This window comes from Fibrella aestuarina BUZ 2, from assembly GCF_000331105.1.
In the GTDB taxonomy this organism is placed as follows: Bacteria; Bacteroidota; Bacteroidia; order Cytophagales; family Spirosomataceae; genus Fibrella; species Fibrella aestuarina.
Map to the genome: position 1 here is coordinate 40,829 of NC_019012.1, position 12,072 is coordinate 52,900.

At 51.0% G+C, this 12,072-nt stretch carries 9 protein-coding genes; 5 read left to right on the forward strand and 4 right to left on the reverse strand.

Features of this window, described 5'->3' with window-relative positions:
* Positions 1-12: 12 nt before the first annotated feature.
* The 5 genes from FAES_RS28265 (at position 13) to FAES_RS28285 (ending at position 7,974) form a co-directional block, all read left to right on the forward strand.
* Positions 13-732, forward strand: coding sequence for a hypothetical protein (locus tag FAES_RS28265; protein WP_229364590.1), 720 nt, complete (start codon positions 13-15; stop codon positions 730-732).
* A gap of 281 nt (positions 733-1,013) precedes the next feature.
* A complete protein-coding gene (locus tag FAES_RS28270) occupies positions 1,014-1,685 on the forward strand; it encodes a hypothetical protein (protein ID WP_015056715.1) in 672 nt (223 codons plus the stop codon).
* A 204-nt stretch (positions 1,686-1,889) separates the two neighbouring features.
* On the forward strand, positions 1,890-2,459 hold the full coding sequence (locus FAES_RS28275) for a PD-(D/E)XK nuclease-like domain-containing protein (RefSeq protein ID WP_229364591.1): 570 nt from the start codon (positions 1,890-1,892) through the stop codon (positions 2,457-2,459).
* Between the two features lie 60 nt (positions 2,460-2,519).
* Positions 2,520-2,729: a hypothetical protein gene (locus tag FAES_RS28280; RefSeq protein WP_148289621.1), complete on the forward strand. Its 210-nt coding sequence runs from the start codon at positions 2,520-2,522 to the stop codon at positions 2,727-2,729.
* 130 nt (positions 2,730-2,859) lie between these two features.
* A complete protein-coding gene (locus tag FAES_RS28285) occupies positions 2,860-7,974 on the forward strand; it encodes a helicase-like domain-containing protein (protein WP_015056718.1) in 5,115 nt (1,704 codons plus the stop codon).
* A gap of 664 nt (positions 7,975-8,638) precedes the next feature.
* Here FAES_RS28285 and FAES_RS28290 read toward each other — a convergent pair.
* The 4 genes from FAES_RS28290 to FAES_RS28305 all read right to left on the reverse strand — a co-directional run bounded on the left by FAES_RS28290 (position 8,639) and on the right by FAES_RS28305 (position 11,891).
* Complete coding sequence (locus FAES_RS28290) at positions 8,639-9,637, reverse strand: GIY-YIG nuclease family protein (protein WP_015056719.1); 999 nt, start codon at positions 9,635-9,637, stop codon at positions 8,639-8,641.
* A gap of 141 nt (positions 9,638-9,778) precedes the next feature.
* Positions 9,779-10,453, reverse strand: coding sequence for a hypothetical protein (locus FAES_RS28295; protein ID WP_015056720.1), 675 nt, complete (start codon positions 10,451-10,453; stop codon positions 9,779-9,781).
* Positions 10,454-10,455: 2 nt separating this feature from the next.
* Positions 10,456-11,010 carry a hypothetical protein gene (locus FAES_RS28300; RefSeq protein ID WP_015056721.1) on the reverse strand — a complete coding sequence of 185 codons (555 nt, stop codon included), beginning with the start codon at positions 11,008-11,010 and terminating at the stop codon, positions 10,456-10,458.
* The gene (locus tag FAES_RS28305) at positions 11,010-11,891 is read right to left on the reverse strand and encodes a ParA family protein (RefSeq protein ID WP_015056722.1); all 882 of its coding nucleotides are present in this window, start codon (positions 11,889-11,891) and stop codon (positions 11,010-11,012) included. Before FAES_RS28305 ends, FAES_RS28300 begins: the two co-directional genes overlap by 1 nt.
* Between the last annotated feature and the right edge of the window lie 181 nt (positions 11,892-12,072).

The following is a 12,072-nucleotide window of genomic DNA, read 5'->3' on the forward strand; positions in this document are numbered from 1 at the left end:
ACATCTTTTGTCATGACCCCCTCCCCTTTTAATCCCGAAACGGACACACTCGGTGCTAACCGAGCCACTGGATCGGCAACTTCAACGCCCCCATCCAAACTGTATTCGACCAACCCGTACTGGAAACGCTCAGGAAATTCCGCCCAGGAGGAGCAATCTGTTCCTGAATCGGCCCCTTCCATAAACGTTGCCGAAACGCCAGTGGTCGAGGAGCTGTTGCTGCCCTCCCACTTGATTGCCGCGTTAACTTCAGCAATTGACAAGGCCAGTCAGGCACAAGGTGAGCAACTTACCCGGCAGCTCTCAGATTGGTTGCCAACGATGTCTCAGAAGCTTACTCCCGTTGTTGAGCAATATTTGGAGAAGTCGCTGCCCAAAGTGGTCAAGGTTGAGCAGCCGGGTCAGACAACCCTCCTGCTGGTACGTTACCTGACCATCGGCATGGTTGTGTCGGGGTTAGTTATGGGCGGGTTGCTGTTTGCCTGGCTACAAGCCCGTCAGCAACGAGATACGTTTGCGAATGGCTTCTGGCTCCATCGGTACGTAAAGGCAAAAGCTACGGTAGATCGATCTACGGCGGTGACACAGCTTTTGCGGAATGCCGATACGCTACACCAGTCGTCTGCTTTTTCCGCCGAACTGACCCGCCTTGAAAGTATCATTGAAGCCCGTCAGCAACAGTATCAGCTTCAACTACGTGAACGAGAGTTAATTCGCAATAAAAATAGATAGCTAACTATTTGAATAGGGTACTATTTCAAAGTATTCGTTTCCACTGATAATAGACTCATTGAATAGTACAGATTGTCAGCCACTCAATTGAGTGGCTGACAATTCAAGAATCAAGGGGATTGAATCTTAAAAACCGCCTAATCAAAAGGGTTCGTAAAGTGCTGGTTATCAGCAATGTGATTCTAATTTAGTCAAATAGTTAGCTATCTTTATAGTGTTGAAACCGGAGACGCTTGGCCGGTACAAGCCCAAGCATTAACCCCTTTTTACGCTATACAGGTATGAAATCCTATCAGCAAGAAACCATCAGTAAGCACGGTGAACCCATCATTACGGATATTTTCCGCTACATTGAAGGCGAGCCGAAGCAGTACCGCTACAATTCCCAGACCGGGCAGTTTAATATCGACGGGGATACGCCTGTACTCGATAAGTCGGGTAAGCCCATCAAAGAATTTACCTTTCAGCCCTTCGTGTACCGCATTTTTGAGGATGGTCTGTTCAATCGCAACCGGGAGCCGTGGGCAGAGTTGTTTTTCATCGACGCGCTGAATTGCGTATCGAGCATCATGTTCAACGGCACCACCCTTACCGAACTACGGGGCGTAATGAAGAAACTCATCTACGCAGGTGATGAACCCCTTACGCTGTGCGACGTGGTACTGACAGTGCGCCCGGAAAAGCTGACCAGCAAAGCCGACCCGACCAAGTCATGGTTTATTGGCCGGTTCAGCTACGACCTTGCCCAAGCCGAAACGGTACAGCAGTTGGCTGAGTACGCGGCTGACTACCCCATCTACCGGCGCGATACCTTGAAGCAAACGGCTAACTATTTCAGTTTCTCCGAAACGTTTGCCCTACCCTCTGCTGACACGATTCCGGTGTCAGGTGCGGTAGGCGAATTGCCCGCCCCCAGTGAGACTGTTACAGACGTTCAGGCCGAAGTTATCTAAATTTTTATTTGAGTAGTCAGCTATTTTTATAGTTGACTACTCATTTATTCCCTTCCTTTTATGCTAATTCAACGTACAGACTACCGCGCTTTTCCGGCCTACTCTAATACTGACTTGACCGAGTTTGAACGATTCTTGACTGCCGAACCCAATAAAATCCCCGTTAAGGCATTTGCCGAAGGATCAGCTTTTCACCAATTGCTTTTGGAACCTCGCTGTGGCCGACCCCTCGACACAACCATAGAACTTGATCGGTTGCGGGAGATGGTTCGGTCGGTACGTTCCACCCGGTTCGGGCGGTGGGCGTTGCAGTGGGGCCGGAAAGAGCAGCCTCACTTGTTCCGCGATACGCGGACGGGCTTACTCTGCAAATGTCAAACAGATATAACGCTTCGGCATGGGTTAATTGTGGATGTAAAAACCACGCGCGCCCGCACGTACCGGCAGTTTATGGAATGCTGCGAACAATATCAGTACGACCGACAAGCTGCTTTTTATTTAGACGGATTGAATGCCAAACGCTTTGTGCTGCTTGGCGTTCAGAAAACGGCCCCGTTCCAGGTGTTTTACTTTGAGCCAACCGCCGATAGAGTAGGGCAAACGTTTATTGAGCAAGGACGGGAGCGTTACCAACGATTGTTAGGCTTATTGGCTAAATCGTCTTTTCGGCCTTCGTCCTGGGCGGATTCGAACGAGCCAACGCTACTGGCTCCCGATGCAAGCCGGATTACTAATCATCAGATTAGTAGCCCGTATCTTCGTCAACACATGTAAATCGCAAATCAATAGCTGGATAGGCAACTATCCAGCTATTGATTTAATTGGCTAATGAAAATGCAAATTCCCAAACCACCCGAAGGCAACTATCGACGAGCCAAACTTTTGGTTCGTTTGGGTGCTTTAGTGCCTGCCGGGCGGGAGGGTTGGGTATCGGAGAAGCCGATTAATCAGGAAAGACAGGGCCGTGTGATGTATGAATTCGTTTCGGCTACAAATCACGATCTGACCTTCAAGGTTTACGCCGAAGAAGTAGAACTGCAATAATGGAATCAAAGGGGTAGTGGCAAAAATGGCCTTAATCAAGCGGGTTGTAAAAGGTTGATATAGAATGCATTAAATATTTATATAACTGAATAGTTAGCTATCTTTATAGTGTTAAACTATTCAGCTAATTATGACGCGCTACCCAACGCCCCGCACTCGTCAGACCAATACCCGCCCGGTACTTGTTGTTACTAATCAATACAGCCTGTTTGGACAGCCGGGGTTAGTACCACCCGTAAGAGGACAACAAAAACTACAGGCCGCAACCATACTTACCGTTGACGAACGGATAGAACTAAAGGCAACACCAGCTAACGCGCTTTTCTATCTGTCGGCTGATTCGTTCACTATTCCGGCCAGCAACGGGGCCAAACTACGGGCGAACCTTGCCGCTATTGAGACACTAAAACGAATCGAGCAGGAGGGACGCACGGCCACACCCGACGAACAGCAAATCTTGTCGCTCTATACGGGTTGGGGTGGTTTGTCGGCAGTCTGGAAAACGGATGCATTTGAGCAGTGGCAACAAGCTCAGGCCAACCCGACAAAAGAGCTTGACGAATCAGTAAACCGTTGGGGCAATCAGTACGGGCGTACCCGGCAACGGCTCACCGACCTGTTGACCCCCGCCGAACAGTCAGCCGCCGAAGCCTCGACGCTCAACGCATTCTATACCGCCCCGAACGTCGTAACAGCCATGTGGCAGGCCATCGAAGGGTTTGGTTTTACGGGTGGCCGCATTCTGGAGCCAGCCGCAGGCATTGGCTATTACATTGGCCTGATGCCGCCAGCCTTGCGCGAACGGTCGGCGTGGGTCACGGTCGAGAAAGACCGGCTATCCGGCCACATCTTGCAACAGCTTTACCCGGAGGTTGAAACCCATGTTTGCGGATTGGAAGAGACCGGTGGGGCGGCCCCCCAATTACAGGCCGCAAGTTTTGACCTCGTGATTGGTAACGTACCCTTTGGTGGTTACACGGTGTACGACCGACAACACCCCGAACTAAACGCCTTTGCCATCCATAATTATTTCATCGGCAGGTCGGCGCAGTTAGTAAAACCCGGTGGCATTGTAGCCCTAATTACGTCAATGGGTACGCTCGACGCAGCCGGGGCCGACTTTCGGCGGTTCCTGACCGTTGAAGCCGACGCGGAACTATTGGGAGCCATCCGCCTACCCTCCAACACCCACGAAGCCAATGCCGGAACGCAGGTAACGACCGACGTACTGTTTTTGCGTAAAAGGACTGTCACGGCCCGAACCTTTGCCGCCTACCCGTTTGAACGTACCGTAACCATTCGGGCAGAGACGAACGAGGAGGACACGGTAAGCGCGTTGGCCGTGAACGAGTATTATCATGCCCACCCCGAAATGATGCTGGGTGAAATGCGGTTTGCCCACGAGGTAAACAAAGGCGGATTGTACCGGGCCGACCAGCCTACTTTATACCAGCCGCAGCCCGCCGACTTGCCGCAGCTATTGGCGGCAGCCCTTGACCAATTGCCGAAAGGCGTTTACGAGAATGGCCCGGCATCCGGTAACGACCAAAAAACCACACAACACACCGACGAACGGTTTGCTGATTCAATAACCATTCGGGGCAAGCGATACAGTCAGAGCCTTATTATCGGGCAGTACGAGCGGCTGAAAAAAGCATTTGACCAATTGCGAAAAGCGGAACAAGAGGGTAGGGGAGAGGTCGAAACCGACAACTTGCGTATCGAACTGAATCAGGCATATTCACTCTTTACGCGGTATTTTGGAACACTGAACCGTAACCGGGTTTTGGCTTTTTTGGAAGACTACGACCCGCAGTTTGCCACCGTACAGGCGTTAGAAATAATTACCCGAATTGATGAAGGCCGGAGCCAAACGAGTAAAGCAGGGTACGCGATTGCCAAGGCTGACATTTTCCGGCAGCGCGTTCATCCGGCTCACCAGCACCCGCAACGGGTCGAATCGTTGGCCGATGGGTTACGGCTGTCCATTGGCTTATACGGATGGGTGAATGTGGAGCAGATGGGCGACTGGATGCAGCAGACTCATACGGAGGTCCGTAACGCATTGTTAGTTGCTGAGTTAGCGTATCTGAATCCGGCATCGGGCCGAATTGAAGACCGCGATACGTACCTATCGGGTAATGTGCGGAAGAAGTTAGCGCAGGCCACCGAAGCCGCCCGGCAAGATGCACAGTACGCCGTGAATGAACGGGCGTTATCCGCCGTACTACCGGCCACCATACCCGCCCCCCTAATCTCGTTCCGATTGGGTTCGGTCTGGATTCCCACCCCAATTATTGAACAGTTCATCAGCCAAACGCTGCAAACCAATTGCGTAACGCTTCGCTATAACCACCGGGTAGGTCAGTACGAAGTTGAGGGCATGGGTAACGTCTCGTCGGTGCAAAACCGCTCGTTGGGTACGTCGCGCCGAACGGCCATGCAGTTAATTGAAGCCGCTTTGCAGGGCCGTACCGTCGTGGTAACAAAAACCATTATCGACGCGGAAGGAAAGGAGCGGACGGTTAAAGACGTAGAAGCGACCAGTCAGGCGGTACAGGCGCAGGAAGCCCTAAACGACCTGTTTGTTGATTATGTGCGCGACCACCACGGCCCGGCCATCGAACCCGTGTACAATGAGCTTTACAATAGCCACGTACATAAAACATACTACGAACCCGCTCTGAAACAGTACCCCGGCGCGTCGCCAGCCATTCAGCTACGGCTACACCAGTTCCGGGGCGTGGAGCGCATCAAAGAGCAGGACACCTTGTTAGCTCATGCTGTAGGGTCGGGTAAATCGTTCACCATGATAACCGCAGCAATGGAATTGAAACGGTTAGGGTTGGCGCACAAACCTATGATTGTGGTGCAGAACTCGACCCTGAAAGACTTTGCCCGTGCGTGGCGAACCTTATACCCCGCAGCCCTGATCTACGTACCCCAACCCGCCGACCTTGAAGCCAGCAACCGCAAACGATTCTTACAACGTCTTGCCACTAATAACTTTGACGGGGTGCTGATTCCGCAGAGTTTTCTAAAGCTCATCCCTGACGACCCGGCCAGCGAGGAAGAATTTATTCAGGAAGAAATAGCCCGGATTGCCTACGCCGTTGCCGCAGCCGAACGGCAGGGCCGACAGAAACCCATGAGCGTAAAACGGCTAAATGAATTGAAATTACGGTTAGCAAACCGTCGCGCCCGGCAGGCCGACCGGAAAAAAGACGAGATGCTTACGTTTGACCAGTTGGGTATTGACGCGCTGTTTTTAGACGAAGCCCACAGATACAAGCGACTTGGATTTTTCACCGTTCGGCAGAACGTGAAAGGCATCGACGCGGCAGGGTCGGAGGATGCACTAAGCGCATTGTTCAAGTGCCGCACGGTACAGGCACGGCGGGGCCGGGTGGTATTGGCGACGGGTACGCCCATCAGTAATACAATGGCCGAATCGTGGACTACCCTACGGTTTATTGCCCCCGACCGGCTAAATAAGGCCATGCTGTCCACGTTTGACCAGTTCGCCGGAGCATTCGGCAGCGTGATACAGTCGTTTGAATTGACCGCCACGGGCAACTTTAAGGCCATTGAACGCTTCGCAAAATTCGTAAACGTGCAGCAGCTTTCGGAGTTATACCGCGCTCATGTTGACGTAGTGCTGAACGAAGACGTTATTGAGTTCCAACGTGACGCGACGTTACCAACCCTTAAAGACGGGCAGCATACGCGCATTATCATTCCGCAAACGGAAGGCGTGGCCGACGAGTTGGACAGCATCAAGACAACCTTACGCTGGTTTGAAAATCTGACCGGAGCCACCAAGCGGGATAACTCGCACGTTCCGTTAGTGTGTTTCGGACAAGCCCGGAAAGCGACCATTGATTTACGCTTGCTTGATGCCAACAATCCCGACGAAGCTGGGTCTAAGTGTAACCGGGTGGTAACGGAGGTGATACGTCTTTACAACCAATCCACAGCGTACCGGGGAACACAGCTAATTTTTGCCGACAATTATCAAAGCCCCTCTCAAAAAGACTGGTTTGACGAAGAAGGTTTAACGCAAAAGGGAGTACGCTTTAACTTGTTCGAGGACATACGAGCTAAACTAATCGCGCAGGGTGTACCGGCTGATGAAATTGCGATTGTACCCGTCGAAGCTGACAAACGCGAACCGTTGTTTGCCAAAGTACGTACCGGCGCGGTTCGGGTGTTGTTGGGTACGTCGGAACGGGCAGGCGTTGGCGTGAATGTGCAGGAACGTTTAGTAGCTGTTCACCACATGGACGCACCTAACCGCCCGACTGATTTTGAGCAGCGTAACGGGCGACTCATCCGGCAGGGCAACTTACACGCCGTTTGGGGCATCCCGGTTGAAATCCTGACCTACGGCGTAGAAAAAACGCTCGACGCGACCGCCTACGGTCGGTTAGCGATTAAGCAAAAATTTATCAATCAGGTACTAAAAGGCCACATTGCCGATGACCAAATGGCCGACATCAGCGCGGACGATGATTTTTCCGCCATGTCGTTCGACCAGATGATGGCGACGTTATCCGGTTCGCAATACGCTTTGCTATACACCACGCGCCAGCTTGAACTATCGCGGGTGCAGCAAGCCCGTAAGAACTGGCAACGCGGGTTGATGGATGCCCAATATCAGGTAGAAAACGCCGGGCGGTTCGTCCGGCACAGTACACCGCTACTAAATCAGTTGGAAGAGGAAGCCGCCGAGTTGCGGGCTTGTTTTGGCGACCCCTACACCCTGACGGGCGTAACGATTAACGGTGTTGTTTATGCCGAGAAGTGGGGCGAAGCTGTACAACACCTGATAGAGCAGGTTAAGGGACTTGTTAAACGCAGAGTTGAGGAAGCAAGAAGCATCCAGATAAACGGCCTGACGTTGACCCTAACCGGGGAGCGTTCACAGGAATTAATAGGCGACTTTTTGCCCGGTCAGGCCGTAGTGCGGTACAGTTGGGGCCGTAGTTTATCGGGCGTGGTGGGTTCATCGAACGGGCTATTTTCGTCGCTCAAAGCCGCCGTTGCCCGTGCCTATGAAGCCCCCGCCAACCTGCGCCACGAACTGGAACGCGCCCGGCTGATTGAACAGGAGTTTAGCCGCAAATTGGCCCAACCTTTCCGGCAGGAGGCCCAACTACACCAATTAGAAGCAGAAGTTGCCGACCTGAAACGCCGGATGGAAACTGAAAACGAACCAGAGCCAGCCGCCGAACTCGTAGCCTAACCACCAGCCGCGCCGATGCCTACGGGTATCAGCGCGGAATATAAAATAATTTAATAGCTGATTAGTAAAATAGTCAGCTATGTATTTATAAAAAAGAATCAAGGGGTACGGCTGGGAAACGCCCTGCGGGCCATTCCCAGCCGGGCGCGTCGGGCCGCATCTTTCCCTCCACTCCCTCACCGCTGCGCGGTCGGTCGCTCCCGAAAAGACCCTGCCCTGTGCCGCGCGAATCAAGGGGAAAGGTGTTTTAGGAATGAAATAGTGACTGTTAAATAGCCAGTAAAATAGGTGGCACATCTCCAACGTGGGTCAAATCAAGCGGGGTAATAGTTTTAGTACATTTTGAATTCATCTCACTTGGGTACGCCATTATCAGATAGTTTTCCACCTGGTCTATCGTGTACACGCCATTTAAAGGTAATTTTCCTAAATAAAGCTCGGCTCCATGCCGCAGGCAACCTTCAATCCAGTGCCGGTAGCCTACATTATACCGACCACTGGCTCTATACCCATTTGTTGTTCGCATATGGCCCCCAAAGAAGCTGTTTTGAACCTTGCCCCAATAAAAAGGCTTGCCGTCCCACTCATGTAAGTAGATGCAATGACGGTAGTTTCGTGCTTCCTCATAGGTGAGACAACGTACCCATTCTATTTGCATGGCAGGTTATCTTAAAACGTGCGTTTCGTCAATTAACTCTTTAATACGAGCCACTTTATCTCTGGGTAACTTGCTCCAATACCAGTTTATAAATTCGGCCTCGACCAATGTACAACGGGGCTGATTTGGGCGATGATTTTTAACGTTGGCTAATCCGACTGAGAAGGCAACCGGTTTTTGATTGAATGACTCATAGAGTGGGGAATTTAGATACTCCTCCTTGACAAACCGGCCAAAATCTGTAATAGCAGTCAGCTCTTTTGAGTTGAGCTTATAAACTGATTTTTCTGTTGAAGTCTTCACCTGAACCATCACGATGTGATAAAAATAGCCGCGCCATTTGATTCCGAACACATCAACAGGGGTTTGGCTGGCCGGTGTCAAGACAGCATCAAAACCATGTTTGTTGGATAAAATCTTCAGTATATAAGCCTCGCCTTCATCACCAACGACTTTCGAAAACAACCCTCCCAACCCTCGATGTGTCTTTTGCCACTTAGCATGGACATCATGGACAAACTTTTCAAGTCTATCCAAGTGATTTAAATTCTCCTGTGAAACCAGAGTTGACTCCTGCTCGGGTTTAATCTCACTCAGAGTTGATTTGGTCGGCTTACTCAACTTGGGTTTTGCTGTCGGTATCGAAGCAGGAGGTTGTGCTGCAAGTATCTTCGCTTGTGCTCGAAGTTTATCGCCGTCGTAGCAGAAAGTCTCAGTGAGTTTAAAATGCCCGACAACTTTCTTCTTAATAATCGCGACGGCAGCACACGGGTCTATTTGAAAATATTCCCCGTTGTACCTATATTTTTTAAGGGCCGTGTGGGCCAACTTTTCAGCTATTCTTGAATCGGGTACCTCCATATGCCATTCGACTGTTTTAGCATCGGGTTGCCCTTTTGACAGTGCTTGCGCACGTATAAATGGATGAATTTCGGTTCTACCAACCTTGATCAAGTCAGTCTGGCGGCCTTGCTCACTCAACACGTAGATGTATTCCTTCCCCATATACCACTAAACGTAAATAGCTAAGTAGCCAAATAAGGAAATATCTTCTTGAAGTGCAAAATCAACGGCTTTGACGACAAGAATTTAAGCAATTCGTACCCCGTAGCCCGATGTACAACGGGATAATCCGTAGCCTTACGGTTACGTTGGTAAGGCCCGGTCGAAGTCTTCTTCCTCTTCTTCGGTGAGTAGATTCAGCAATACTGCCTGCACGTCGGCGGGTTTGTCTGCCAGGGCTTCCCGGAAGAGTGCGCCGTAGGTACGTCCCGTTTCGCGTTGCTGTTCCAAGGTTGAGGCTCGAACGGCTTCAAATTCTTCACAAAGAGAATCGTCACTGAGTAGTCGGCTCAGGAGTTGGCGGTTGACCGAAAGTTTGAACGTACCTGGAGAAGCAACTGGCTCTGTGACGGGAGTGGTCGTCTGATTATCATAGACCGCAATGGGTGGCTGCTGCTCCTCGTCGGCGGGTGCAAACGTCGGGTCATCCAACTCTGGTTCGGCAGGGGAGGAGGGGGGCGTGGTTGCGTTGCTGGCTGCTTCGGTTGATACAGGTACAGCCTGCTCTCCTATGGCGGGGTTTCGCCCAGGTTTTGCTAATGAGATAAGCTCGCTCCGTCTGTACGAAGCCATTGGCATAGGTACGTCCACGGCAACCTTTCCGGCAGTGGGCTGAAAGAACGATTGCAAAGTCGGAGTGGGGCGGGTGGTCTTTTTAGCTTTGGCGCGACCCGTGAAGTAGAGTACCCCACCTGCCCAAACCAACAGGGCAACGGTGGCGACTACAAGAAATGTTGAGGTTGAAATTGCTAACAGCATAGCTATGAGTTAGAGGACTCGGATTTTGCAAATCGCGCCAGATTGGAAAGAAACGATTCGTCAGTCTGCTGGCTTATAGCTATCTCGTGCAGGAAGCAGAAGTAGGCCGTCATGGTCAACTTGACCCGATACTTTACCATCAAATAGCCAGCTATCTGAATATACTCCTCCCGCATGGTTTCATCAAGAAACACGATTTTCACACCAGACAAGGATGGAGCTTCTTTTCGTCGGGTTGCTGTTGGCCTATTAACCGATAACTTTTTCGCTATTCGCCCGTTACGTCCTGACTTAAATTTATTGCCTTTCGCTGCTTCAGGTACGTCCAGATTCGTTACGGCCTTTACGGAATCAGCTAATTCCTGAGTAGGAATTTGAACTTCAGATTCAGGCGTTGAATTTTCCGCGTTGACATAGCTTCGATACCGACTGGTTTTTTGGCGGATTGCGTCGGCTGAACCGTTTAAGATCGGTGCTTCGGGCGGTACTGAGGGCGCGACCGAAGAAGTTGATTCGGAGGTTATAGGTGTGTTCCGGCGGTACTTGTCAAGGTCCATTAGTACGTAGTGGTTTGGGTTGTGATTGCATCAACCTCGCAGATCAGATTGACTATGTCCTGAAGGTATTGGGCCTCCCGCCACTCGGCAGGTTTCGTGTCTTCCTTTCGTCGAACATACCGGCCCGCAGGCACCACAACCGGGGAGGAGATGGTCGTGAGCATCTTGGCCCGATCAAAACCGGCATCAGCATCGTTTAGGCGGGTCTTCAGAAACGTTACGGGGATCGCATCGTTTTTAAAAATACTGGTTAGGTACGCTTCCAGGGCATCGGCCCGTTTGCCGAACGTGAATTTGAACTTGTTCCAGAAGCAGCGAATCGTTAGGTAGTTGGGTAGCTGCCTATTCTGTACATAGTCAATGATTGCCCCTACGTATTGAATAGATGCGGCCACATCGACCTGTTGCGTGGTAAACGGCACGAGCAATACGTCGGTCTCGGCTAAGGCCCGGATGATGCCTGCGTTGAATTGCCCGCCCATATCCAGAAAAATGTAATCGAAATCTTCCCGCACCCGGTTCATGTCGAGTTCCTGCAAAGCAGATGAGGGCAGGGCGTGGATCGGATAGTGGTCAACTAATTCCTGTTGCCGATTATGCCGATACCGCTCGAAAGCCGCCTGATCGTTCGCGCTTGTGTAAGGCTGTGCTATATGGAGCAGTTCAGGTGTGGGTACGTGCTGATACGCTTCGGTCAGCAATGCCAAACCCGTAACTTCCTCTTCGCGTAAATCCGTGATAGAATGTTGGGGCGGATCGCAGTCAAACACAATCACGCGCTGACGGGCTACATACGCGAGATAGGAGGCCAGAATCACGGTTAGGGTTGATTTTCCCATCCCGCCTTTGGACGTATGGATAGTAATGATCTTGCTGCTCATGTTGGTTGAATATGTAAAAAATTAAACAAAATAAAATAATTAAGTACATATTTGCAACTCATACAACTGGAGCAACTTTAGCAACTATGTTTCTAGTGTTGGCTGTGGCAACCCCGGTAATTGGTTTGCTCAAGGCAACTTAGGCAACGGTTGCATCCCAGTTGAAAGAGATTATTATGAT